Origin of the sequence: Mycobacterium sp. (assembly GCF_046095365.1) — a bacterium.
Classification (GTDB): Bacteria; Actinomycetota; Actinomycetes; order Mycobacteriales; family Mycobacteriaceae; genus Mycobacterium.
The window spans coordinates 1-23,909 of record NZ_JBJTJF010000085.1; the positions used below are offsets into that span (position 1 = coordinate 1).

Annotated in this window: 20 protein-coding genes and 2 pseudogenes; 16 read left to right on the top strand and 6 right to left on the bottom strand. The window is 67.9% G+C overall.

Translation table 11 applies throughout. The features are described 5' to 3' along the window. Positions 1–118: pseudogene (locus ACKOQ4_RS07415) on the top strand (recombination mediator RecR); the annotation flags it as partial. Between the two features lie 62 nt (positions 119–180). On the opposite strand, the pseudogene ACKOQ4_RS07420 reads toward ACKOQ4_RS07415, so the two are convergent. Beyond that, positions 181–855: pseudogene (locus ACKOQ4_RS07420) on the bottom strand (type 1 glutamine amidotransferase); the annotation flags it as partial. Then, on the bottom strand, positions 852–2,078 hold the full coding sequence (locus ACKOQ4_RS07425) for a MurT ligase domain-containing protein (protein WP_526290441.1): 1,227 nt from the start codon (positions 2,076–2,078) through the stop codon (positions 852–854). The pseudogene ACKOQ4_RS07420 and the gene ACKOQ4_RS07425, both read right to left, overlap by 4 nt. Before the next feature lie 77 nt (positions 2,079–2,155). Between ACKOQ4_RS07425 and ACKOQ4_RS07430 the strand changes: the two genes are divergently transcribed. Beyond that, complete coding sequence (locus ACKOQ4_RS07430) at positions 2,156–3,187, top strand: DEDDh family exonuclease (RefSeq protein WP_526290379.1); 1,032 nt, start codon at positions 2,156–2,158, stop codon at positions 3,185–3,187. On the opposite strand, the gene leuA is transcribed toward ACKOQ4_RS07430, so the two are convergent. Continuing rightward, positions 3,184–4,998: a 2-isopropylmalate synthase gene (leuA, locus tag ACKOQ4_RS07435; RefSeq protein WP_526290381.1), complete on the bottom strand. Its 1,815-nt coding sequence runs from the start codon at positions 4,996–4,998 to the stop codon at positions 3,184–3,186. The genes ACKOQ4_RS07430 and leuA overlap by 4 nt on opposite strands. A gap of 163 nt (positions 4,999–5,161) precedes the next feature. Between leuA and ACKOQ4_RS07440 the strand changes: the two genes are divergently transcribed. Then, entirely contained in the window at positions 5,162–5,518 is a 357-nt protein-coding gene (locus ACKOQ4_RS07440; protein ID WP_526290383.1) for a hypothetical protein, read from the top strand. 1 nt (position 5,519) lies between these two features. Here ACKOQ4_RS07440 and ACKOQ4_RS07445 read toward each other — a convergent pair whose 3' ends face one another. Beyond that, the gene (locus ACKOQ4_RS07445) at positions 5,520–6,128 is read right to left on the bottom strand and encodes a nitroreductase family protein (RefSeq protein ID WP_526290385.1); all 609 of its coding nucleotides are present in this window, start codon (positions 6,126–6,128) and stop codon (positions 5,520–5,522) included. Between the two features lie 81 nt (positions 6,129–6,209). Between ACKOQ4_RS07445 and ACKOQ4_RS07450 the strand changes: the two genes are divergently transcribed. The 3 genes from ACKOQ4_RS07450 to ACKOQ4_RS07460 all read left to right on the top strand — a co-directional run bounded on the left by ACKOQ4_RS07450 (position 6,210) and on the right by ACKOQ4_RS07460 (position 9,012). Further along, positions 6,210–7,475: an aspartate kinase gene (locus ACKOQ4_RS07450; RefSeq protein ID WP_526290387.1), complete on the top strand. Its 1,266-nt coding sequence runs from the start codon at positions 6,210–6,212 to the stop codon at positions 7,473–7,475. Further along, the gene (locus tag ACKOQ4_RS07455) at positions 7,476–8,510 is read left to right on the top strand and encodes an aspartate-semialdehyde dehydrogenase (protein WP_526290389.1); all 1,035 of its coding nucleotides are present in this window, start codon (positions 7,476–7,478) and stop codon (positions 8,508–8,510) included. 76 nt (positions 8,511–8,586) lie between these two features. Then, a complete protein-coding gene (locus ACKOQ4_RS07460; RefSeq protein ID WP_526290391.1) occupies positions 8,587–9,012 on the top strand; it encodes an organic hydroperoxide resistance protein in 426 nt (141 codons plus the stop codon). A gap of 3 nt (positions 9,013–9,015) precedes the next feature. Here ACKOQ4_RS07460 and ACKOQ4_RS07465 read toward each other — a convergent pair whose 3' ends face one another. Continuing rightward, positions 9,016–10,485, bottom strand: coding sequence for a glutamate-cysteine ligase family protein (locus ACKOQ4_RS07465; protein WP_526290393.1), 1,470 nt, complete (start codon positions 10,483–10,485; stop codon positions 9,016–9,018). A gap of 187 nt (positions 10,486–10,672) precedes the next feature. On the opposite strand from ACKOQ4_RS07465, the gene glpK reads away from it, so the two are divergent. Both glpK and ACKOQ4_RS07475 read left to right on the top strand, forming a co-directional pair. Beyond that, a complete protein-coding gene (gene glpK, locus ACKOQ4_RS07470) occupies positions 10,673–12,142 on the top strand; it encodes a glycerol kinase GlpK (protein ID WP_526290443.1) in 1,470 nt (489 codons plus the stop codon). Positions 12,143–12,224: 82 nt separating this feature from the next. Continuing rightward, the gene (locus ACKOQ4_RS07475; RefSeq protein ID WP_526290395.1) at positions 12,225–13,577 is read left to right on the top strand and encodes a carotenoid oxygenase family protein; all 1,353 of its coding nucleotides are present in this window, start codon (positions 12,225–12,227) and stop codon (positions 13,575–13,577) included. Here the strand turns inward: ACKOQ4_RS07475 and ACKOQ4_RS07480 are convergent. Then, positions 13,574–14,422: an RDD family protein gene (locus ACKOQ4_RS07480; RefSeq protein ID WP_526290397.1), complete on the bottom strand. Its 849-nt coding sequence runs from the start codon at positions 14,420–14,422 to the stop codon at positions 13,574–13,576. The genes ACKOQ4_RS07475 and ACKOQ4_RS07480 overlap by 4 nt on opposite strands. A gap of 262 nt (positions 14,423–14,684) precedes the next feature. On the opposite strand from ACKOQ4_RS07480, the gene ACKOQ4_RS07485 reads away from it, so the two are divergent. The 8 genes from ACKOQ4_RS07485 (at position 14,685) to ACKOQ4_RS07520 (ending at position 23,907) form a co-directional block, all read left to right on the top strand. Next, on the top strand, positions 14,685–15,539 hold the full coding sequence (locus ACKOQ4_RS07485) for an MlaE family ABC transporter permease (RefSeq protein WP_526290399.1): 855 nt from the start codon (positions 14,685–14,687) through the stop codon (positions 15,537–15,539). 104 nt (positions 15,540–15,643) lie between these two features. Next, positions 15,644–16,426 (top strand): MlaE family ABC transporter permease, encoded by a 783-nt coding sequence (locus ACKOQ4_RS07490; RefSeq protein ID WP_526290445.1) that lies wholly within the window; start codon positions 15,644–15,646, stop codon positions 16,424–16,426. Then, entirely contained in the window at positions 16,426–18,105 is a 1,680-nt protein-coding gene (locus ACKOQ4_RS07495; protein WP_526290401.1) for an MlaD family protein, read from the top strand. Before ACKOQ4_RS07490 ends, ACKOQ4_RS07495 begins: the two co-directional genes overlap by 1 nt. Next, the gene (locus ACKOQ4_RS07500) at positions 18,105–19,187 is read left to right on the top strand and encodes an MlaD family protein (RefSeq protein ID WP_526290403.1); all 1,083 of its coding nucleotides are present in this window, start codon (positions 18,105–18,107) and stop codon (positions 19,185–19,187) included. The genes ACKOQ4_RS07495 and ACKOQ4_RS07500 overlap by 1 nt, the downstream gene beginning before the upstream one ends. Then, complete coding sequence (locus ACKOQ4_RS07505) at positions 19,180–20,226, top strand: MCE family protein (RefSeq protein ID WP_526290405.1); 1,047 nt, start codon at positions 19,180–19,182, stop codon at positions 20,224–20,226. The genes ACKOQ4_RS07500 and ACKOQ4_RS07505 overlap by 8 nt, the downstream gene beginning before the upstream one ends. Continuing rightward, positions 20,223–21,365 (top strand): MCE family protein, encoded by a 1,143-nt coding sequence (locus ACKOQ4_RS07510; RefSeq protein ID WP_526290407.1) that lies wholly within the window; start codon positions 20,223–20,225, stop codon positions 21,363–21,365. Before ACKOQ4_RS07505 ends, ACKOQ4_RS07510 begins: the two co-directional genes overlap by 4 nt. Beyond that, positions 21,362–22,660, top strand: coding sequence for an MlaD family protein (locus ACKOQ4_RS07515; protein ID WP_526290409.1), 1,299 nt, complete (start codon positions 21,362–21,364; stop codon positions 22,658–22,660). Before ACKOQ4_RS07510 ends, ACKOQ4_RS07515 begins: the two co-directional genes overlap by 4 nt. Continuing rightward, the gene (locus ACKOQ4_RS07520; protein WP_526290411.1) at positions 22,657–23,907 is read left to right on the top strand and encodes an MlaD family protein; all 1,251 of its coding nucleotides are present in this window, start codon (positions 22,657–22,659) and stop codon (positions 23,905–23,907) included. The genes ACKOQ4_RS07515 and ACKOQ4_RS07520 overlap by 4 nt, the downstream gene beginning before the upstream one ends. Positions 23,908–23,909 lie beyond the last annotated feature (2 nt).

A 23,909-nucleotide genomic window follows, 5' to 3' on the forward strand; every position in this document is an offset into this window, starting at 1 on the left:
CCGCGGCCGCTACCACGTGCTCGGCGGAGCTCTTGACCCGCTGTCCGGCATCGGCCCGGATCAGCTGCGAATCCGCCAGCTGCTCAACAGGATCGGCGAGCGGGCCGACGGGGCCGACGAGGGACGCCCCGCTAGACCATGGCGCGGCGGCCGGACAGGGCGCGGCCCAGGGTGAGCTCGTCGGCGCAGTTGTTCGACCTCGGGCAGGTCCAGCGGCGGCAGCGGGCCCACCACCTTCGACAGCAGGTGGTCGGCCAGCTCGGGGTTGCGCGCCAGGCACGGGCCGTGCAGGTACGTCGCCACGACGCTGCCCTGCACCGCGCCGTCCAACCCGTCCCCAAGGCGGTTGCCCGCGCCCTTGACCACGGCCGCCAGCGGACGGGCATCCGGACCGAGAACCGTTCCGCCGCGGTGGTTTTCGAACCCCGTCAGCGGTTGGGAGAGTCCATCGACCAGCGGCTCCGAGAGCACTTCGCCGATGGTGCGTTCCGGCTGCGGCGAGGTGGTCACGTCGAGCAGTCCCACCCCCTCGACCCGTTCGCCGGCCGAAGTCTCGTACCAGTGGCCGAGCACCTGGATGGCCGCGCAGATCGCCAGTACCGGCGCGCCGCGCTGCACCGCTCTCTGCAGGCCCGGGTGGCGCAGCAGATGGCGGGTCGCAAGCCGTTGGGCGTAGTCCTCCGCGCCTCCGAGGGTGTAGAGGTCGAGTGAATCCGGAACCGGGTCGGCCAGGGTGATATCGACGATCTCGGCGCCGATCCCGCGCAGCCGCAGCCGCTGTCGCAGCACGACCGCGTTGCCGCCGTCGCCGTAGGTGCCCATCACGTCGGGGAGCACCAGGCCGATCCTGATCACGAGCGACGCTCCAGGGCGCGTTGCAACTGCAGGAAGGCGGTGTAGTTGGCGACGACCTCGACGTGGCCTGGCGGGCAGGACTCGATGGCGCTGACGGTGTCGTGCACCAGCGAGTGCTCGACACCGGCGTATCCCAGCCGCACGGCCAGATCGGTGCCACGTTCGCCGGCCGCGACGACGGAGGTGCCCTCGAAATGCTCGAACCGGACGTCCCACAGCCAGGAGAGGTCTTCCCCGTCGGGAACCTGGCCGTTGACCGAGATCACCACTCCCGCAGCGGTTTTGTCGACCATGGACAGTGCTTCCTGCCACCCGGCCGGATTCTTGGCCAGCAGCAGTCGCGCGGTGTGGCTGCCCAGATGGACGGTCCGGTAGCGCCCGGCGACCTCGTCGACGCCGCAGACCGCTTCGACAGCCGCCGCCGGCTCGGCGCCCATCGCCACCGCCGCGGCGACGGCCTGGGCGGCGTTGCCCCGATTGACAACTCCGGGCAGGGCAAGCCGCATCCGGCACACGAAACCGTCCGGGCCGTAGAGGTTCTCCTCATCGAACCACCACGACGGTGTGGGTCGTTCGAAGGCGGCGCCGGTGGAGTACCAGTGCTGCTGCTCGCGCACGATCACCTCGCCGCTGCGCGGGCAACTGACGGAGTCGGCAGCCCAGCTTCCGCCGGCGGCCACCCAGACCACCTTCGGGCAGTCGTAGGCCGCCGAGGTCATCAGGATGTCGTCGCAGTTCGCCACGATCACCGCGCCGGGGTGACGGGCCAGGCCGGCTCGAAGGGTGCGCTCGATGTGGTTGATCTCGCCAACCCGGTCGAGCTGGTCACGGGACAGGTTGAGCAGCACGATGACGGCGGGCTCGACCGCGTCGGCCACGTGTGGGACGTGCATCTCGTCCACCTCGAGGGCGGCCAGCGCGGCATCGCGGTCGGCTGCCAGCGCGGCCACCAGACCGGCGTCCATGTTCGCGCCCTCACCGTTGGTCGCCACCGCCCCCAGCGTCCGCAGCGCGGCGGCAACCATCCGTGTGGTGGTGGACTTGCCGTTGGTCCCGGTGATCACCGCCGTGCGCCGTCCCCCGCCCAGTTGCCGAAGCACCGAGCGGTCCAGCGTCATCGCCACCAGGCCGCCGATCATCGCCCCGGCGCCGCGGCCGGTGATCCGGGACGCCCAGCGGGCGGCCGATCCGAGGGCCAGCGCGGAGCGGCCGCGCACGGTCATCCGGTGCGGGCGGTTGGTGGTCGGCATCGCAGGTGAGTGTATTCCGGTCAGAAGACGGCCCCGCCGACACGGACCCGATGTGCCGCGGGCTGTCGGGGGCGCGTGCCATCCTGACGGTTGTGAGCCAAACCTGGGGAAGGCCGGCGAGCGAGCCGTCCGACGGCTGGGTCGTCGTGGACGTCGAGACCTCCGGTTTCCGTCCGGGCCACGCCCGAGTCCTGAGTGTGGCCGCACTGGCTCTCGACGCCGTGGGGAACGTGGAGCACTCGGTGGTCAGCCTGCTCAATCCGGGCGTCGACCCCGGCCCCACCCACGTGCACGGGATCACCGCGCAGATGCTCGAGGACCAGCCGACCTTCACCGACATCGCCGCCGAGGTCGCCGAGTTGATGCACGGCCGGACGCTGGTGGCCCACAACGCCGCCTTCGACTACTCGTTCCTGATCGCAGAGGCCGAACTCGCAGGCGCCGTCCTGCCGGTCGACAGCGTCATGTGCACGGTCGAGCTGACCCGCCGGCTCGATCTCGGGCTGGACAACCTGCGGCTGGAAACCCTTGCGCGGCATTGGGATATCCCGCAGACCAAAGCCCACGACGCGTTCGACGACGCCCTGGTGCTGTCCCGGGTGCTCACGCCGGCACTGCAACGGGCACGCGCCCGCGATGTGTGGCTGCCGGTCCGTCCGGTGACCCGGCGCCGCTGGCCCAACGGGACCGTCACGCACGAGGAGTTGCGCCCGCTGAAGATGCTGGCCTCGCGCATGCCCTGTCCGTACCAGAACCCCGGCCGCTACCAGCACGGCCGCCCACTGGTGCAGGGGATGCGCGTCGCACTGTCGGCGGAGGTCAACCGCACGCACGAGGAACTCGTCGAACGCATCCTGCATGCCGGCCTGTCCTACGCCGACGCGGTCGACCCCGAGACGTCGCTGGTGATCTGCAACGAGCCGCTAGCGGAGCACGGCAAGGGTTTTCAGGCCCGTGAACTGGGCGTCCCCACGGTTTCCGACGAGCAGTTCATGCACAGCGTGACGGCCGTGGCCGGCGGCACCGGCATCGACGAATTCCAGCAGTCCGTCGACCAGGGCCAGCAGTTCGCCCTGTTCTAGACCGACCGGGCGGCCCGGTTCACGGCCGAAACCACCGCCCGCAGCGAAGCGGTCGTGATCGAGGTGGCGATGCCCACCCCCCACACCGTTCTGCCGTTGACCGATGCCTCCACGTAGGCCGCCGCCGCGGCCTCCTCGCCGGCCGACATCGCATGCTCGGAGTAGTCCAGCACGTGCACGTCGATTCCCACCGTCCCCAGCGCGTCGACGAAGGCCGCCAGCGGGCCGTTGCCCTCGCCGCGGATCTCGGTCTCGACGCCGTCGAGTTTCACGGTGGCCTCGATGACGTCGGTGCCGCCGTCGACCTCCGAGCCGATCACCCTCTGGCGGATGCGCTCCAGCGGGCGAACCGGCGCCAGGTACTCGTCGGCGAAGGCGTCCCACATCTCCTTGCTGGAGACCTCGCCGCCCTCGCCGTCGGTGATCCGCTGGATCACCTGGCTGAACTCGATCTGCAGCCGGCGCGGCAGCACCAGACCGTGGTCGGCCTTCATGATGTAGGCCACCCCGCCCTTGCCCGACTGCGAGTTCACCCGGATGACGGCCTCGTAGGTGCGCCCGACGTCCTTGGGGTCGATCGGCAGGTAGGGCACCTGCCAGAGGATGTCGTCGACGTCGGCGTCGGCCTCGTCCGCGGAGATCTTCATGGCGTCCAGGCCCTTGTTGATCGCGTCCTGGTGGCTGCCGGAGAACGCGGTGTACACCAGGTCGCCGCCGTAGGGATGACGTTCGTGGACCGGCAACTGATTGCAGTGTTCGACCGTGCGGCGGATCTCGTCGATGTTGGAGAAGTCGATCTGAGGGTCCACACCACGGGAGAACAGGTTCAGCCCGAGTGTCACCAGGCAGACGTTGCCGGTGCGCTCACCGTTGCCGAACAGGCAGCCCTCGATACGATCCGCTCCGGCCTGATAGCCCAATTCCGCTGCGGCGACTGCGGTTCCGCGGTCGTTGTGCGGATGCAGACTCAGAATGATCGAGTCGCGCCGCTTCAGGTTACGGCTCATCCACTCGATTGAGTCCGCGTAGACGTTGGGGGTGGTCATCTCCACCGTCGCGGGCAGGTTGACGATCAGCGGCCAGTCCGGGGTGGGATTGATGACGTCGGCGACCGCATCGCAGACCTCGACCGCGTAGGCCAACTCGGTTCCGGTGTAGGACTCCGGAGAGTACTCGTAGCGCCACCGCGTGCCGGGGTGTTTCGCCTGTTCCTCCAGGCACTTCCGGGCGCCGTCGGTGGCGATCTTCCTGACCTCGTCACGGCCGGCGCGGAACACCACCCGGCGTTGCAGTATCGAGGTGGAGTTATAGAAGTGCACGATCACGTTCGGGGCGCCGTCGCAGGCCTGGAAGGTGCGCTCGATCAGTTCCGGCCGGCACTGGGTCAGCACCTGGATGGTGACGTCCCCGGGGATCGCACCCTGCTCGACGATCTCGCGGACGAAGTCGAAATCGGTCTGGCTGGCCGACGGGAAGCCGACCTCGATCTCCTTGTAGCCCATCTTGACCAGCAGGTCGAACATCCGCCGCTTGCGGGCCGGGCTCATCGGGTCGATCAGGGCCTGGTTGCCGTCGCGCAGGTCCACCGCGCACCACCCCGGGGCGTGTTCGATCACCGTGTCCGGCCAGGTGCGGTCGGGCAGCGAGATCAACTCGACCTCACCCGCGAACGGCCGGTAGCGGTTCACCGGCATCGCGGTGCCGCGCTGGGCGTTCCAGGCCGGCTGGCCCGGGCGGGGCGGGCCGGCGGGGGTCTTGATGGTGCGCGCCGATATGTAGGCGTCGACGGAATCGAAGTTCTGGGTGGTCACGATGTTCGCTCCGGGAAGTTGAAGGGGACTTCAGACCGGCGCATCGCGAACACCCGCGACGGGAGGCCGGTCTGGATCAGACCCCGTCGCGGCGTCCGAGAAGGAGCACCCGCTGCACGTCTAGCACTGTACTCCCGTTGCCTCACCAGGCACAATCGCGGCCATGACGTCTCCGCCGGCCTCCCATCCGCACCGTTCGCCCGCCGATCGGGTGGCGTCGATCGTGCTGACCGTGCTGGCGGTGCTGGCGGGGCTCGTCTCGCTGTTCTTCTCGCCCTTCTTCGTCATGGCCACTGACGCGTGCGGCCACGACAACTGCCGCGATTCGCTGGTCACCTGGGCCTATGTGGTCACCTGGGGTGGGCTGGTCCTGGCGGCGCTGGTGGGCCTGGGCGGCATGGTCCACGCGGCCCGGCGCGGGAGCAGGATGTGGATCTGGCCCGCCTCGGCGCTGGTTCTGGTCATCGCCACCTTCGTCGTCGGGGCCGGGTTGGCGAGCTCGGCGGCCCCGGGCGTCTGAGTCAGCCGGACCAGGGCCGGCCCCAGCTTCCGCCGAAGGCCACATCCTCGAGCGGAAGTCGTTGGCGGGGTTTGGAATCCCGTTCGGCGATCTCGGGACTCACCGCGGCGTAGTCCGCCAGGAACCCGACGGCGATCACCATCAGCGGTCGTACCTTTTCCGGGATGGAAAACGCGGTGCGGGCTCCGTCGACGTCGAATCCGGCCATCGGATGGGTGATCAGGCCGCGCGACACCGCCTCGATGATCAGGTTGGCCTCGGCCGCTCCGGCGTCGACCGCGCTGTAGAGCGCGGTGTTGTCGTCCTCGCCCTCGTCGGCGCACACCAGGATCAACGCGGACGCCGCCTTCGCGTAGGCGTTGCCCCGGCTGAGCAGGCCGGCCAGGGTGTCGAAGGTCCCGTCGGAGCCGGACCTGGTCCCGACGACGAAGCGGACCGGCTGGCGTCCGCCCCACGTCGCGGCCCATCGGGCGGCCTCGAGCAGCGCGGCCACCTGCTCCGGGGTGACCTGCGCGTCCGGGTCGAACGCGCGCGGACTCCACCGCGCGGCGATCGGGGGATGGATCGGGACACTGGTGCGGGCGAGCCGGTCTGTCGGCTGGTCAGGCATTGCAGCGAGATTACCCGCGGATACCGGCGCCGACAGCCCCCTTATCCTTAAGGACAACCCCAACCCCGGAAGGGACGGACAGTGGCGCTCGTCGTGCAGAAGTACGGCGGATCATCGGTGGCCGACGCCGAGCGGATCCGCCGCGTCGCCGAGCGCATCGTCGAGACCAAACGCCAGGGCAATGACGTCGTCGTCGTGGTGTCGGCGATGGGGGACACGACCGACGAACTGCTCGACCTGGCCCGCCAGGTGGCCACCTCGCCTCCGCCGCGCGAACTGGACATGCTGCTGACCGCGGGCGAGCGGATCTCCAACGCCCTGGTGGCGATGGCCATCGAGTCCCTCGGTGCGCAGGCCCGCTCCTTCACCGGTTCGCAGGCCGGCGTCATCACCACCGGCACACACGGCAACGCCAAGATCATCGACGTCACCCCGGGCCGGTTGCGCACCGCGCTCGACGAGGACCAGATCGTCCTCGTCGCGGGCTTCCAGGGTGTCAGCCAGGACAGTAAGGACGTCACCACCCTGGGCCGGGGCGGCTCGGACACCACCGCGGTCGCACTGGCCGCCGCTCTGGACGCCGACGTCTGCGAGATCTACACCGACGTCGACGGAATCTTCACCGCCGACCCGCGGATCGTCCCCAACGCCCGCCGTCTGGACACCGTCACCTTCGAGGAGATGCTGGAGATGGCGGCCTGCGGGGCGAAGGTGCTCATGCTGCGCTGCGTGGAGTACGCCCGCCGCTATCACGTACCCATTCACGTCCGGTCGTCGTACTCCGACAAACCCGGAACCATCGTGACCGGATCTATCGAGGACACCGCCATGGAAGACGCCATCCTGACCGGAGTGGCCCACGATCGCAGCGAGGCAAAGGTCACCGTCGTCGGGGTCCCTGACGTTCCGGGCTACGCCGCCAAGGTCTTTCGCGCCGTCGCCGATGCCGACGTCAACATCGACATGGTGCTGCAGAACATCTCCAAGGTGGAGGACGGCAAAACCGACATCACCTTCACCTGTGCGCGCGACTCTGGCCCCAAGGCGGTGGAGAAGCTGAACTCGCTGCAGGGAGACATCGGCTTCACCGACGTGCTTTACGACGATCACATCGGCAAGGTGTCGCTGATCGGCGCCGGCATGCGCAGCCACCCGGGTGTGACGGCCACGTTCTGCGAGGCGCTGGCACGGGTCGGGATCAACATCGACCTGATCTCCACCTCGGAGATCCGGATCTCGGTGCTGATCAAGGACTCCGAATTGGACAAGGCCGTCGCCGCGCTGCACGAGGCATTCGATCTCGGGGGCGACGAGGAGGCGGTGGTCTACGCCGGGACGGGCCGCTAGATGGTCAACATCGGTGTTGTCGGCGCTACCGGCCAGGTGGGCGTCGTCATGCGAAAGCTGTTGGAAGAGCGAGAATTTCCCGCCACCAGCGTGCGATTCTTCGCGTCGTCACGTTCGCAGGGCCGCAAGCTGGCTTTCCGCGGACAGGAGATCGAGGTCGAGGACGCCGAGACAGCCGACCCGTCCGGCCTGGACATCGCGCTGTTCTCGGCGGGGGCGACGATGTCGCGGGTGCAGGCGCCGCGGTTCGCAGCGGCCGGGGTTACGGTCATCGACAACTCATCGGCGTGGCGCAAAGACCCGGATGTCCCGCTGGTGGTCAGCGAGGTCAACTTCGAACGCGACGTGCGCGGAAAGACGTTACCCAAGGGCATCATCGCCAATCCGAACTGCACCACCATGGCAGCGATGCCGGTGCTCAAGCCGCTGCACGAGGAGGCCGGACTGACCCGGATGATCGCCTCCACCTACCAGGCGGTCTCCGGCAGCGGACTGGCCGGCGTCGAGGAGCTGGCCGCCCAGGCCCGCGCGGTGATCGACGGCGCCGAGAAACTGGTGCACGACGGCGGTGCGCTGGACTACCCGGCGCCGAACAAGTACGTCGCGCCGATCGCGTTCAACGTTGTGCCGCTTGCCGGTTCGCTGGTCGATGACGGCTCCGGCGAGACCGACGAGGACCAGAAGCTGCGCTACGAGAGCCGCAAGATCCTCGGCATCCCGGATCTGGCGGTCAGCGGAACCTGCGTGCGGGTTCCGGTGTTCACCGGCCACTCGCTGTCGATCAACGCCGAGTTCGCCCGTCCCCTCTCGCCCGAGCGTGCCCGCGAGCTTCTCGGCGTCGCCCCCGGGGTCACCCTCGTCGACGTGCCCACGCCGCTGGCCGCCGCCGGCGGCGACGACTCGCTGGTCGGTCGGATCCGCCGCGACCCGGGCGTCCCGGACGGCCGCGGGCTTGCGCTGTTCGTCTCCGGTGACAACCTGCGCAAGGGCGCGGCGCTGAACACCATTCAGATCGCCGAACTCCTGGCCGGCTGAAATACCTTTCCGCCCAGACGGTCTTTCAGGCGCGGAGTGCCCGCCGGCGCCGTCCGCAGCTGGCAAGATCGCAGGCATGAGCATCGAAGCCATCTACACCGCGGAGTCAACCGCCACCGGCGGCGGCCGCGACGGCCACGTCAAGTCCACCGACGGTTTGATCGACCTCGACACCCGGCCACCCAGGGAGATGGGTGGCAGCGGCCAGGGGGTCAACCCCGAACTGCTGTTCTCGGCCGGTTACGCAGCCTGCTTCCTGAGCGCGCTGCGCGTGGTCGCCAAGGCCGGCGGCGTCCAGCTCGACGATGCCACCGGCGTCACCGTGCGGGTCGGCATCGGAAAGGATCCGACCGGCTACGGCCTGACCAGTGAGATCATCGGCTACCTGCCCGGGCTCGAACTGTCCAAGGCCGAGGAGTTGATGGGTCTGGCCAATCAGCTGTGCCCGTATTCCAAGGCCACCCGCGGCAACATCGAGTCCACCGTCCTGACCAAGGTCTGAGCGCTATTCCCAGGTGTGCACCGGTTCGTTGCTGTGCATCAGCGCGCAGTACCGCCTGAGCATCTCGGCCAGCGCCGCCGGCCGGTCCAGACCACGGTCCTCCAGCCGGTCGACGGTCTGCACCTGCCACGTCGCCCCGTTGCGGCCCGTCTTGGCACGCCCCTCGATGACTCCCAGATAGCGGTCGCGAACCCCGGCCGCGACCTTCCATCGGCGCAGGCCCTCGTCGGCCATCGGCAGCAGGTGCCGCAGCACGAGTTCATCCGGGGTGACCTCACCCAGACCGGGCCAGTACAGCCGGCCGGCCATGCCGCTGCGTGCCGCCTCGATGAAGTTGTCCTGTGCCGCAGAGAAACTCATCTTCGTCCACAGCGGCCGGTCCTCCTCGGAGATGGTGCGCAGCAGCCCGTAGTAGAACGCCGAGTTCGCCATCATGTCGACGACGGTCGGCCCGGCCGGAAGTACCCGGTTCTCCACCCGCACGTGGGGCCGCCCGGCGACGACGTCGTAAACCGGCCGGTTCCAGCGGTACACCGTGCCGTTGTGCAGACGCAGTTCGGACAGTTGCGGGGTGCGGCCCGCCGCCAACTCTGCGGCAGGGTCCTCGTCGGACAATTCGGGCAGCAGCGACGGGAAGTACCGGACGTTCTCCTCGAACAGGTCGAAGATCGAGGTGATCCAGCGCTCCCCGAACCAGACTCGAGGCCGGACGCCCTGGGATTTCAGTTCGTCGGGCCGGGTGTCGGTGGCCTGGGCGAACAACTCGATGCGGGTCTCGGCCCACAGGTGGTGGCCGAAGAAGAAGGGGGAGTTGGCCCCCATCGCCAGCTGGGGCGCGGCGATCACCTGGGCGGCGTTCCAGTTGCTGGCGAAGTCCTCGGGGGAGACCTGCAGATGCAGTTGCATAGAGGTGCAGGCCGACTCCGGGGCGATGGACTCGGAGTGGATGCTCAGTCTCTCCGCCCCGGCGATGTCGATCAGGATGTCCTCGCCGCGGGCGGTGAAGATCGAGTCGTTGAGCGCCTGATATCGCATCGACGGGCTCATCCAGCTGCCGGCGAGGTGCTCGGGCATCAGCGTGGGCAGGATGCCGATCATCACGATGTGCGCGCCGTCGGCGCCGGCTTTGGTCTCGGCCGCATTGAGGCTGGCCCGCACCTCCGACTCCAACTCCAGCGCCGTACGGCCGGGCAGCGGCCGGGGCGGAACGTTGAATTCGATGTTGTAGGCGCCCAATTCGGTCTGGTAGGCCGGGTCGGCGATCGCGGCGAGCACCTCCTGGTTCTGCATCGCCGGCTGGTAGTGCGCATCGACCAGGTTGCACTCGATCTCCATCCCGGTCAGCGGGCGGTCGAACTCGAAGCTGGACTCGGCGAGCATGGTTTCGAACACGTCCAGGCACTGCTGCACCTTGTGCCGGTACTGCTGGCGGTGCGCCCGGCTGTAGCTGGTGTGTCTGACCTCTTCGCCCACGCTGTCGATGCAACCGCCTCGCCACCCCCGGCGCAAGGGGTTGCCGCTCGGGCATCTGTGCCCAATCCCGCCGAATGACCCCGTTTCCGGTGGCAGACTCCCAGCACAGTTGTCCGCGCCAGACCCAGGAGCAATCGTGGCCGAGTTCGTCGCCTCCATCGACCAGGGCACCACCAGCACCCGCTGCATGATCTTCGACCACGACGGCCTCGAGGTCGGCCGCCACCAGCTCGAGCACGAGCAGATCCTGCCGCGGGCCGGCTGGGTCGAGCACAACCCCACCGAGATCTGGGGCCGCACCCAGACGGTGGTCACCTCGGCGCTGAACAACACCCACCTGAAGGCCTCCGACATCGCGGCCCTGGGAATCACCAACCAGCGCGAGACCACGATCGTCTGGAACCCCAGGACCGGTCAGCCCTATTACAACGCGATCGTCTGGCAGGACACCCGCACCGACCAGATCGCCGCGGCACTGGACGCCGACGGCCGCGGCGACGTCATCCGGCAAAAGGCAGGCCTGCCGCCGGCCACCTACTTCTCCGGCGGCAAGCTGCAGTGGATCCTGGACAATGTCGACGGCGTGCGGGCGGCGGCCGAACGGGGTGAGGCGGTGTTCGGCACCCCCGACGTGTGGGTGCTGTGGAACATGACCGGCGGCCCGAACGGCGGCGTCCACGTGACGGACCCCACCAATGCCAGTCGCACCATGCTGATGAACCTCGAGACGCTGGACTGGGACGACGAACTGCTGTCGTTCTTCGGCATTCCGCGGCAGATGCTGCCGGAGATCCGACCCTCCTCCTCGCCGCAGCCGTACGGGTCTACCTTGGTCGCCGGCCCGATGGGCGGCGTGGTGCCGGTGACCGCCAGCCTCGGCGACCAGCAGGCCGCCATGGTGGGTCAGGTATGCCTGAAGCCCGGGGAGGCCAAGAACACCTACGGCACCGGGAACTTCCTGCTGCTCAACACCGGAGAGAAGATCGTCCGCAGCAGCAACGGGCTGCTGACGACGGTGTGCTACCAGTTCGGCGACGCCAAACCGGTTTACGCCCTCGAGGGCTCGATCGCGGTGACCGGGTCGGCCGTGCAGTGGCTTCGCGACCAACTCGGCATCATCAGCGGAGCCGCGGACAGCGAAGCACTGGCCTCCCAGGTCGAGGACAACGGCGGCATCTACTTCGTACCGGCCTTCTCGGGACTGTTCGCGCCGTACTGGCGCTCCGATGCCCGCGGCGCGATCGTCGGCCTCTCGCGGTTCAACTCCAACGCCCACATCGCCCGGGCGACCCTGGAGGCCATCTGCTACCAGAGCCGGGACGTGGTCGAGGCGATGGAGGCCGACTCCGGGGTCAAACTCGAGGTGCTCAAGGTCGACGGCGGGGTGACGCTCAACGAGCTGTGCATGCAGATCCAGTCCAACGTGCTCGGGGTGGACGTGGTGCGCCCGAAGGTGCCCGAGACCACCGCATTGGGCGCGGCCTACGCCGCCGGACTCGCGGTCGGGTACTGGTCGGATCCGGAGGACCTGCGGGCGAACTGGCAGGAGGGCCGCCGCTGGACGCCGCAGTGGACCGCCGAGCAGCGCGACAAGGGCTATGCGGGCTGGCACATGGCGGTGGACCGGACGCTGGGCTGGGTCAACGTCTCCGGCTGACACGAAAGTCGGCGCGTTCATCTGCGCCCAGCGACGAAAAACGCGCCGAACCTAAACGGTGATGCCTCAGTAGAGTGGCGGCATGACCGATATTGCCGCCGAGCCGGCAAACCTGCCCGACGCCAGCCCGTTCCACATGCGGGGCAACTACGCCCCGGTGCCCGACGAACTCACCGCCCACGACCTGCCGGTGGAAGGTGCCATTCCCCCCGAACTCGACGGCTGGTACCTGCGCAACGGCTCGAATCCGCGGACGCCCACCGGGCACTGGTTCGTCGGCGACGGCATGATTCACGGCGTCCGGATCGAGAACGGCGCGGCCAAGTGGTACCGCAACCGCTGGGTGCGCACGGACAGCTTCGAGAATCCCTTCCCGCTGTACAACCTCGACGGCACCCGCAACCTGCGCTCGGCGGTGGCCAACACCCACGTGGTCAACCACGCCGGCAAGACCCTCGCGCTGGTCGAGTCGTCGTTGCCCTACCAGATCACCAACGACCTGGAAACCGTCGGCTGCTACGACTTCGACGGGAAACTCAACGACGCGATGACGGCCCATCCGAAGATCTGCCCCACCACGGGCGAGTTGCATTTCTTCGGCTACGGCAACCTGTTTCAGCCGCACGTCACCTACCACCGGGCCGACGCCGACGGCGTGCTGACGGTGGAACGGCCGGTGGAGGTTCCGGCGCTGACGATGATGCACGACTTCGCCATGACAGCCGGTCACGTGATCTTCATGGACCTGCCGATCGTGTTCAAGCTCGACATCGCCCTCAATGGCAAGGGGGATATGCCGTACCGGTGGGATGACGACTACGGCGCACGCTTCGGCGTGCTGCGCCGCGACGACCCGCACGGTGAGATCCGCTGGTTCGACGTCGACCCGTGCTACGTGTTCCACGTCGCCAACGCCTTCGACCGAACCGGCTCAGGCGGCGATTCGATTGTGGTGCAGGCTGTCCGGTACCCGGAGCTGTGGCGCAACGACGGCGGTTTCGGCGCCAGCGCGGTTCTGTGGGAGTGGGTCATCAACCTCGATGACGGAACCGTGACCGAGCGCCAGCTCGACGACCGGGCGGTGGAGTTCCCGCGTATCGACGACCGGCTGGCCGGACTGTCCGCCCGCTTCGCCGTCTCGGTCGGCGACGCCGCGCTGGTGCGCTACGACCTGAACACCGGATCGGCAGTGGAGCACCGCTTCGGTTCTCCCGACGCGCCGGGCGGTCCCGGCGAGGCGGTGTTCGTCCCGTCGACGGACGGACCCGACGGTGAGGACAACGGCTACTACATGGCCTACGTCTATGACCCCGTCCGCGACAGCAGTGATCTGGTGATCCTGGACGCTACCGACTTCGGAGGCGATCCGATTGCCCGCATCAGGCTTCCGCGCCGGGTGCCTTACGGCTTCCACGGCAACTGGATTCCCGGCTAGCCCGGTGGAACGAAGCCGCCGTCGTTCGGGCGCGCGGGAGCCGGCGGTGCCGCGGGCGGGTGCGTGGCCGGATAGGGCGGCGGCGGTGGGGACGTGGGCGTCATCCGGGCGAGTGCGCGGCGGTGGCGTTCGGCGAGCACCGCGGCCAGCACCTGTTGCGGCGGTGCGCCGGGCGGCGGCGGCGGGGAAATGCGCGAGACCACCTCGGTCATGACCTGATAACCCATCTGCTCGCGGACGGCGGGGGACAGTTCGGGAGCGCGGGCCAGGAACTGACGCGCCATCTCGGCCTGCTGCGGTCCCAGGCCGGAGAGCTCCAGCGACCCGGCCCACCAGGCCAGCGCCGGCGGCATCGCCGGCGGTGCAACGGACTTGGGACCGCGCTCGCTGATCACCACGGTCCCGGCGAACATGTCGCCTATCCGCTTGCCCCTGGCCGACAGCAGACTGGCGATCACCGCGGGCGTGCCGAGTAGCATCCAGATCTCCACGACACCGGCCAGCGCGCGGAACAGGGCCTGCCGGAACCGCTCCGGCCCGCCGTCGTCGGAGACCACCCGAAGACCCATCACCATCTTGCCCAGCGAGCGTCCGCGGGTTGCCGTCTCCATCGCGACCGGATAGCCCACCAGTACCGCGACGGTGAAGATCACCACGAGCGCTGCGGCGAACGCGTCGTCGAAATGGGGCAGTGCCGCCGCCGACAGCACCAGGGCGACGACGTAGCCGGTTCCGACGACGATCAGGTCGATCAGTGCTCCCAGGGCCCGCACCGGCAGCTGGGCGACAGCGACGTCGAGCACGACTGCGTCGCCGGTCACCACGGTGGGCGGCATCGAGGCCATGGCACCGCACGCTACCCGCCGACTGCCGCAGTGGCCTGACACCACGTTTCGGCGGCGTATTAGAGACGCATCGGCTGGTTTTAGCAAAATCCTGAAACCGGTTGCAGGGGGTGTCCGGCGCTCCTACTGTGTGCAGGATTGTGGCCTGAGACAGCATCGTGCCCGAAGACATCTAGAGGCGAAGGGGGTCCCGTCCGTTGAAGACGAGTGACGCCGCGCTGACGCCGTACCCCTCTCGCCGCGATCGCGGGCCGCTGAGTCGATGACGACTTCGGGTACCGCGCCCAAGCCAGACGGTGTGCGCGAGATCAGCGACTGGATGGGCGGCTACGTCGACCGTCACCCGCGGGCCGCGATCAACACCCTCGGCAACCAGGCCATCATGGCCGTGCGGATCATCCAGACGCTGTTCAAGGATCTGGTCACCGGCAAATTCCAGTGGCAGGAGTTCATTCGCCAGGCCGCCTTCATGGCCGGCACCTCGGTGCTGCCGACGGTCTTCGTCGCGCTGCCGATCGGGGTGACGCTGTCGGTGCAGTTCGCTCTGCTGGCCGGTCAGGTGGGTGCGACGTCGATGTCCGGCGCCGCCAGCGGCCTGGCGGTGATCCGGCAGGCGGCGTCCCTGGTCGCCGCGATAATCATGGCCGCGGCGGTCGGGTCGGCGATCACCGCAGACCTCGGCGCCCGCAAGATCCGCGACGAGATCGACGCCATGGAGGTGCTCGGCATCTCGCCGATCCAACGTCTGGTCGTGCCACGCTTCGTCGCGGCCATCCTGATCTCCATCGCGCTGACCGGGCTGGTGTGTTTCACCGGGTTCCTGGCCAGTTACCTGTTCAACGTGTACTTCCAGCACGGCGCACCGGGCAGCTTCGTCGGGACCTTCGCCTCCTTCACCACGACGGCGGATATGAAACTGGCGATGGTCAAGGCGGTGGTCTACGGGGCGATCGTCGGTGTGGTGTCCTGCGAGAAGGGGCTGTCGACCAAGGGCGGCTCGATCGGCGTCGCGAACTCGGTGAATTCCTCTGTGGTCGAGTCGATCCTGCTGCTGATGATCGTCAACGTGGCCATCAGCCAGCTGTACCTGATCCTCTTCCCGAAGACGGGGTTGTAGGGATGGCGATCACCGACAAGCCGAAGGTCGCCAGGCCCTCGACGCCGCTGCCCCCGGTCCTGCAGCCCCTGAAGAACCTGGGATCCAAGGTCACCAGCCCGATCATGCAGCTCGGGCACATCATCCTGTTCTTCGGCCGCGCCATCGCCGGAATCCCGACGATGCTGCGGAGCTACCGCGGGGAGTACACCCGGCTGCTGTCGGACGTCGCCTGGGGTAACGGCTCGCTGGTGGTCGGCGGCGGCACCGCCGGCGTCGCACTCGTGCTGGGCATCGTCGTCGGCGTCATGGTCGGCATCGAGGGGTACAACTTCCTGCAGCTGCTCGGTCTCGGCCCCGCGGTCGGCATCATCTCCTCGCTGGTGAACACCCGCGAACTGGCCCCCATCGCCTGCGCGCTGGCCTTCTCCACCCAGAGCGGCTGCCGGTTCACCGCCCAGTTGGGAGCCATGCGGATCTCCGAGGAGATCGACGCCACCGAGGTGATGGCGATCCAGCCCATCCCCTACATGGTGACCACCCGGCTGATGGCCTCGATCACCGCGATCATTCCGCTCTACATCGTCTGCCTCGGCGTGAGCTACCTGAGCACCCAGGTCATCGTCTCGCTCATCAGCGGCGGGTCGATGGGCGGCTACATGCACTACTTCGGCCTCATGCTCAGCGGCAAGGAAATCGTCTACTCGGTCATCAAGTGCGTCATCTTCGTCGCGATATCGGCGGTGCTGCAGTGCTACTACGGCTTCTACGCCAGCGGCGGCCCTGAGGGTGTGGGTGTTGCCGCGGGGCACGCGATGCGGGCCGCGATCACGGTGGTGGTCATCGTGAACATGCTGCTGACGATGGCCATGTTCAGCCTGGACTCCGGTGCAAGGTTCGGTGGCTGATGGCCAAGATCTTCGACATCAGCGGCCGCGGCCCGAGTAACCGCAACCTGCTGCTGGCAGGCATAGCCATGCTCGCGGTCACGATCCTCATCGCGGCGCTGCTGATCGCCAAATCGCAAGGACGGCTGGAGGACTACACCAAGGTCACCGCCGATCTGAACAACGTCGGCGACGGCCTGCCGAGCCGCTCTGACGTCCGCTACCACGGACTGCTGGTGGGATCCACCACCGATGTGACACCCGCGCAGTTCGGCCGCCCGAACTATGTCGGCATTGACCTGATCGGCGAGTACGCCAAGAGCATCCCGAACACCGTCACCGCCCGCGTCGTGCCGAGCAACGTGTTCGCGGTTTCCGGTGTCGAACTCGTCGACAACGGCGACGCGCCGGCGATCGCCACGGGTGACCACATCGCCGAGGACACCAATCTCCCGACCGTGCTGTTCCAGACCACGATCAGCAAATTGCGCGACATCCTCTACGCGACCGGACGGGGCCGCGCCGACCAGACGCTGGGCATCCTCGAGGCGGTCAAGGCGGTCACCCACGACCGCCGGACCAAGTTCCTCACCGCCGGGGCGCAGCTGGATCGCATTGTCAGTCAACTCAATTCGACGGTCGCTCCAGACACCACCAGCCCCTCGATGCTCAGCGCGCTCGTCGGCGCCGCCGAGGGTCTCCAGCAGACCGCCCCCGACCTCCTCGATGCGCTGCATCAGGCGGTGACGCCCATGCAGGTGATCGTCGAGCAGCAGGGCAACCTGGACGCCATGCTCTCCAGCGGCGCCAGCACGCTCGGCAAGACCCACGACGCCTTCGCCAACCAGACCGACCGGATGATCACCATCGGCCACAACCTCACGCCGGTCCTGGGCGTGCTGGCGCAGACGGGCCACAACTGGGTGCCCGGATTCCAGAAGGTCAAGACCTTCTCGGACAAGTTCGACCAGGGCTGGGTCGACGGGATGGACGTGTTCAACCTGCGGGCCAATCTCGCGCTGGCGCCGACCTATTCCTACACCCGTGCGGACTGCCCGACCTACGGGGACCTCAAGGGCCCCAGTTGCTTCACCGCCCCGCAGATCGTCGTGCGCCCGGCTCTGCCGGAAGTGCTGGTACCGCAGAACTACCAGCCGCCCAAGGACCTGATGCCGCCGCCGGGGACCGTGGTCGGCCCGAACGGCAACCTGGTCGCGGTCGGGCCGCCGTACATCCTTCCCAACGGCCCCAACCTTGTCGACCCGAATCCGCCGCTGTCGGCCGGAATCGGCACCGGCATTCTGGGTACCAACGGACCGGCGATGACTCCGGCCCCGCCGGTTCCGGGAACCGCGAACCCGGCCCTGACCCCCACGCCGGTCGCCGTGCCCCCCGGGTCCCCGATCGCGCCGGTCGCGCCGTGGCCGCCCGGCTATCTGCCGGGCGACCCGGGCCCGCGGGCCGGAGCACCCGGCCCGGCCCCGGTCCCACCGCCTGCTCCGCCCGCGCCCGGCGCCCTGCCGGCCGAGGCCGCCCCGGCCGCCGCGTACTCCTTCGGCGGCAACGTCGGCCCGGTCGGCAGCCAGCAGGAACGAGATCAGTTGTCCTACATCACCGGCGCCCCCGCGACGACGGCCACCCAGCTCCTGATGGCCCCGGTGGTCCGCGGCATGACGGTCTCCGCCGGAGAGGGGGCCTGATGAAGGGCAAGCTCTCGAAAGTCGCTACGGGACTGGTCATCTTCCTGGTGGTCACCGCCATCATGACCTGGCTGGTGTACGCCACCCTGCAACGCTCGGTGACAGGGGACACCACCAACTACTCGGCGGAGTTCACCGACGTCTTCGGCCTGCGCGAAGGTGACGACGTCCGGATGGCCGGTGTGCGCGTCGGCCGCGTGATGAAGGTCGACCTGACCGACGACAGTCGCGCCATGGTGGAGTTCGCCCTGCAGAACGAGCAGAAGATCTTCTCCGACACCGAGGCGTCCATCCTCTACCAGAACATCGTCGGCCAGCGCTACCTCGATCTGCGCCAGGGCCTGGGCAAGGGCGCGGCGAGGCCGGCCGGCGAGACGCCGTTGGAGGCGGGCACCGTCATCCCCCTGGAGCGCACGATTCCCTCCTTCGACGTCGGTGTCGTACTCAACGGCTACGAACCGCTCTTCGCCACCATCGACCCCAAGGCCGCCGACCAGATCACCGCCGCGGCGGTCCAGGGGCTGCAGGGCGATTCCAACGCATGGGCCACCCTGGTGGACCAGACCGGCAAGCTCACCGAGACCTTCGCCGGACGCGACGAACTCCTCGGCGACATGATCACCGGAATGGACCGGCTGTTCGGCACGCTGGCCCAGCAGAACGACAACATCGAGACCACGCTGCAGAACACCCGGCAGATGGTCACCACCTTCAACGCCCGCCGGCCGGAACTGGTGTCCTCGATGGGCTCGCTCTCCCGGGTGATGCGCGCGTTGGGTTCGGTGACCAACGAGGTCAACCCGTCGCTGCAGGCCCTGATCAATCGGGAGCCGGGGTTCGCCGCCCACCTGGTCACCATCGAGCCGCAGCTGGCCTTCATGGGCGGGAACCTGCCCAAGATGCTCAAGGGTCTGGCCCGGGTCACCAACGAGGGCGCCTACGCCAACGTGTACGCATGCGACCTCAACGCTCTGGCGTTCTTCCCGGGTCTCAACGACGTGACCCCGATCGTCGTCAACGCGGCTACGCCGGGCAACCAGGCTAAGCACACCCCGAAGTGCAGGAACATGGCCAATGGTTGAGCGTAAGTACAAGGGCACGCCGCGCAAGCGGGTGCTGGAGGACCGCAACCGGACGCTGGTCGGGCTGGTGGCGCTGGCCGTTCTGGTCGCGCTGATGGCGACCCTGGTGATCATCACCAAGGTCGCGCCCGGATACAAACGCATCAGCGCCGACTTCACTCAGGCCGCGGCCCTGCTACCGAAGAACCCCGTCGTCGTCGCCGGTATCCCGGTCGGAACCGTCACCGGTCTGAGGCTCAACGGCGACCACGTGACCGTCGACATGAAGGTTCAGAACAACCTCAACATCGGCAAGGACTCCCGCGCCACCATCATGGTCACCACCATCCTGGGTTCGCGGTATCTGTCGCTGGCTCCGGGCGGGGGCGGTCCGCTGGAGAACAACACCATCGACATCAATCACACCGCGGTCCCCTACGACCTGCAGCAGGCCCTGCAGGACGTGGCGATCAACTACGGCGACGTCAACACCGACCAGTTGGCGACCGCGCTACAGGCGCTCGGCAAGCAGGTCGAAGGCTTGCCGCCGCTGATCCCGAAGTCGATGGACAACCTCAAGCGGTTGTCGACGGTGATGGCCGAACGACGCGATCAGGTCGGCAGCATGCTCAAGACGATGGACATCGTCACCGGCACGCTGCGCAGGCAGAAGGCCAGCATCGGCGCGATGGTCAACCAGGGCAATGAGCTGCTCGGGGAGTTCGTGACGCGCCAGGTCGCATTCCACGCGATGTTGCAGTCGCTCAAGGATCTGGTCAACCTTCTCGACGACACGATCGTGGCCGACCGCGCTCAGGTCGACTCGCTGCTGGCCAACATGAACACGCTGACGGGCCTGGCCGCCCAGCACGACGACCTGCTGCGCAACATCCTGCAGGTGGCACCGGTGACGCTGCGCGGCTTCGCCAACGCGACCGGTTCCGGAAACGCGCTCGACACCACCTTCACCAACGGGATCCTGGTGGACTCGTGGATGTGCGCCATCAGCGGCCGCGCCAAGCAGTTCGGCATGATCCAGTACTACAAGGACTGCAAGTGAAGCGCCGCAAGGGATTTCCCGTCTACTCCAACACCTCGCAGTTCCTGGTGTTCGGCGCGATCATCGTGTTCATCCTCGGCGTGGTGGGGTTCAACGCGTTGAAGCTCGCCCAGTCCCGGATGAACAGCATCACTCTGACCGCCCAGTTCGACAACTCCGCCGGCCTGTACCCGACCAACAACGTGCAGGTACTCGGCATGAAGGTCGGCAGCGTCAAGAAGCTGACGCCCAGGAACGGCTACGTCGAGGTGGAGTTCACCGTCGACAAGAACGTCAAGATTCCCGCCGACGCCCAGGCCGTCACGCTGCAGACCTCGATCCTGGCCGAACGGTCCATCGAGCTGACCCCGGTCTACACCGACGGTCCGGTGATGGCAGACCACGCCACCATCCCGCTCACCAAGACCCGCACCCCGGTCGAGTTCACCAAGACACTCGACATGGTCGACCGCCTTGCGGTGTCGCTGCAGGGCGACGGAAAGGGCAACGGCGCGCTGCGCACGCTGATCGACTCGGCGGCCGGGATGGCCGACGGCAACGGTGAGCGGATCAAGTCCGCCCTCGGTGAGCTGTCCAAGGCGCTCAAGCTCAGCGCTGACGGCGGCGCGCAGACCAAGGAGTCGCTGACCAAGGTCGTCGACAACCTCAGCGTGCTGATGGACAGCGCGGCCGCCAACGAGGGCACGCTCCGGGAGTTCGGCTCCAACGTCCGGATACTCTCCCAGATCCTGGCCGACGAGGACATCGGCAGCGGCACCACCGGCAAGCAGCTCAATCTGGTCCTGACCCAGCTCGGCGACCTGCTGGAGAAGAACCGCGACAACATCAAGGGCGCCGTCGACAGCGGTCGCGTCGCGCTCGGCACCATGGTGGAGCACCAGCGCGATCTGGCGGAGGTGCTCGACATCGCGCCCATGACCCTGGACAACATGTACAACATCATCGACCGCGAGAACGGCGCGGCCCGGGTGCATGTCCTCACCGACAAGGTCCTGTTCGACACCCCGCTCATCAAAGAGGTCTGCAACCTGATGCACCTGCGCCAATTGGGTTGCAGCACAGGGACACTGCAGGACTTCGGGCCTGACTTCGGTGTCTCCTACATTCTCGACGGGCTTGCGGCGATGGGCCAGAAATGACGACTGCGAAGAGAAGGCTCTCGGTTGCGCTGGCCGCGGCGGTGTCGCTGAGTACGGCGGGTTGCGCCACCAACGGCCTGGCCAGCCTGCCGCTGCCCAAGCCCGGTCTCAGCAGGGGATCGGGCTACACCCTGACCGCGGTGTTCGAGAACGCGCTGAACCTGCCGGCTTTCGCCAAGGTGCGACTCGCCGGTGCCGATGTCGGCGAGATGGAGACCCTCGAGGCCAAGGACTACACCGCCGTCGCCACCCTGCGGATCCGCGACGGTGTCCAACTGCCGCAGGGCACCAACGTCGAGTTGCGCTCGGCGACACCCCTCGGTGACGTCTTCATCGCGCTCAAGCCGCCGGCGAACTCCTCGGGCGCGTCGCTGCTGAAGAACGGCGACACCATCCCGATGGAGAACACCGCGGAAGCGGCGACGGTGGAGAACCTGCTGACCGGGGCCGCGGTCCTGGTCAACGGCGGAGCGGTGCAGAACCTCACCGACCTGATCAACGGTGCCGGAAAGGCCGCGGGGGAGAACGGCGGCAAGAACTTCCGCCAGCTCGTCGACAAGACCAACCAGCTGCTGGGCACGATGGACCGGCGCACCGAGCAGATCTCGGATTCGCTGACGGCGCTGTCCGGCCTGTCGCGGCGGATCGACGAGAAGAACTCCGTCCTGGTCGATCTGATGACCGCCGCCGGTCCGGCGACGAACGTACTCGCCCAGCACACCAACCAGATCGCCGACCTGGTGGTTCAGGCCGGGGCGACGACTGAGTCGATCAACAAGTTCCCGTCCATCAACGGCACCGACACCAGCGGCCGCAGCGTGATCGCCGACCTGAACAAGATCTCCAGCGACTTCAACGACGTCGTCCTGGACCCGAACTCCAACCTGGCCTCCATCAACAAGTTGATGCCGCCGGTCATCAAGTCCACCTCGGGCAGTGCGATCTCGCTGCGCGGCAACATCGACCGACTGATCCTGGGCCGCATCCCCGACATCGGCTTCGCCGGGGACCCCGGCTTCTCGCCGCTGAAGTGGGCCAACTACAACCAGCTCATCGGGTCCTTCCAGTACACGCTGTACCGGTTGCAGGAGCGGGTCGTCGGGCGCGGTCCGAACGTGCCGCAGGTGCCGGTCATCCCCAGCCCCACCGAGGCGGGCCAGTGGCAGGTCGTCGGCCCGCCGCCGGGGCCCACCGCGCCCGGTGAGTTCGTCCAGCCGTCCGGGCCGCCGCCCGGCCCGGTACCAGCGCCACCGCCGCCCGCCCCGGCGGCGCCCGTCCCGGGGCCGACACCGTGATCGGCTCGCTCGCAAACGGCATCGTCGGGCTGGTCAAGGCAGGCCACCGGCAGAAGGCGTGGCTGTCGGCCATCGCCCTGCTGGTCACCCTCCTCGTCGGCATCGCGTACCTGACCTTCGGCGCCTTGCGGTGGAATCCGCTGAAGGGGACCTACCACGTCAACGTCCGGTTGCCCGCCTCCGGCGGGCTGCTGGCCAACCAGGACGTGACGCTGCGCGGCATTCAGATCGGCAAGATCGAGCACCTGTCGCTGACGCCGGAGGGCGTCGACGCGATGATCAAGGTCAACGACGGCGTCGAGCTGTCGGAGTCGAGCAAGGCCCGGGTCGCCGGCCTCTCGGCGGCGGGTGAGCAGTACCTGGACTTCGACGGCGGCAACGGCGAGGCCCCGTTCCTGAGCAACGGATCCACCTTCGCGATGGGCAGGACCGAGATCCCGGTGACGCTCGGTGAACTGCTCGCCCACTCCGACGGCATGCTCAAGCAGGTCGACACCGGCAAGATGGAGCTCATCAAAAAAGAGCTGGGCATGAGCAAGGACGGTCCGCAGAAGCTCAACGACCTCGTCGAGGGCGGCCTCTTCCTGGTGTCCACTCTCGACGGTGTGCTGCCGCAGACCACCAGCATCCTCAACACCAGCCGGGTGACCCTTCAGCTGGTGTCCGACAAGCAGGAGGGCATGAAGGTCGCCACCGGCAACTTCAACGAGGTGCTCGGCGGAGTGAACCGGATGACCGGCGGCTTCCGCCAGCTCACCGAGCAGGGACCCAAGACCTTCGGAGCGGTCGACACGCTGTTCTCCGACAACTCCGAGACCATGGTGCAGCTGCTCGGCGATCTGACCACCACATCGGAGCTGCTGTACCTGCGCGTGCCCGCGCTGAACAACCTGTTCCCGACCTACCGCGGATCGCTGTTCGACTCGCTGAGCAGCATCATCCACGACAACGGGTTCTGGGTGAACGCCGACATCTATCCGCGGTACACCTGCGACTACGGAACCCCCCGGATGCCGCCCGCATCGGCGGACTACCCGGAGCCCTTCATGTACACCTACTGCCGCGACGACGATCCCGCGGTGCTGATCCGCGGCGCCAAGAACGCCCCGCGGCCGGCGGGCGACGACACCTACGGACCGCCGATGGGCGCGGACCTGGGCAAGCAGACCGATCCCGCGCCCGAGGGACGGTTCGCCGTCCCGACTCCCTACGGCGGCCCGACGCTGCCGATCGAGCCGCCCCGATGACC

What these genes read in the sequence shown, in the direction of transcription:
- ACKOQ4_RS07475 (WP_526290395.1), top strand. Translation starts at nt 12,225, where the DNA reads ATGACCGATATTGCCGCCGAGCCGGCAAACCTGCCCGACGCCAGCCCG.
- ACKOQ4_RS07430 (WP_526290379.1), top strand. Translation starts at nt 2,156, where the DNA reads ATGTGCCGCGGGCTGTCGGGGGCGCGTGCCATCCTGACGGTTGTGAGC.
- ACKOQ4_RS07460 (WP_526290391.1), top strand. Translation starts at nt 8,587, where the DNA reads ATGAGCATCGAAGCCATCTACACCGCGGAGTCAACCGCCACCGGCGGC.
- ACKOQ4_RS07445 (WP_526290385.1), bottom strand. Translation starts at nt 6,128, where the DNA reads ATGCCTGACCAGCCGACAGACCGGCTCGCCCGCACCAGTGTCCCGATC.
- ACKOQ4_RS07480 (WP_526290397.1), bottom strand. Translation starts at nt 14,422, where the DNA reads ATGGCCTCGATGCCGCCCACCGTGGTGACCGGCGACGCAGTCGTGCTC.
- ACKOQ4_RS07490 (WP_526290445.1), top strand. Translation starts at nt 15,644, where the DNA reads ATGCAGCTCGGGCACATCATCCTGTTCTTCGGCCGCGCCATCGCCGGA.
- ACKOQ4_RS07505 (WP_526290405.1), top strand. Translation starts at nt 19,180, where the DNA reads ATGGTTGAGCGTAAGTACAAGGGCACGCCGCGCAAGCGGGTGCTGGAG.
- ACKOQ4_RS07500 (WP_526290403.1), top strand. Translation starts at nt 18,105, where the DNA reads ATGAAGGGCAAGCTCTCGAAAGTCGCTACGGGACTGGTCATCTTCCTG.
- ACKOQ4_RS07425 (WP_526290441.1), bottom strand. Translation starts at nt 2,078, where the DNA reads ATGACCGTGCGCGGCCGCTCCGCGCTGGCCCTCGGATCGGCCGCCCGC.
- ACKOQ4_RS07440 (WP_526290383.1), top strand. Translation starts at nt 5,162, where the DNA reads ATGACGTCTCCGCCGGCCTCCCATCCGCACCGTTCGCCCGCCGATCGG.
- glpK (WP_526290443.1), top strand. Translation starts at nt 10,673, where the DNA reads ATGATCTTCGACCACGACGGCCTCGAGGTCGGCCGCCACCAGCTCGAG.
- ACKOQ4_RS07495 (WP_526290401.1), top strand. Translation starts at nt 16,426, where the DNA reads ATGGCCAAGATCTTCGACATCAGCGGCCGCGGCCCGAGTAACCGCAAC.
- ACKOQ4_RS07515 (WP_526290409.1), top strand. Translation starts at nt 21,362, where the DNA reads ATGACGACTGCGAAGAGAAGGCTCTCGGTTGCGCTGGCCGCGGCGGTG.
- ACKOQ4_RS07455 (WP_526290389.1), top strand. Translation starts at nt 7,476, where the DNA reads ATGGTCAACATCGGTGTTGTCGGCGCTACCGGCCAGGTGGGCGTCGTC.
- ACKOQ4_RS07485 (WP_526290399.1), top strand. Translation starts at nt 14,685, where the DNA reads ATGACGACTTCGGGTACCGCGCCCAAGCCAGACGGTGTGCGCGAGATC.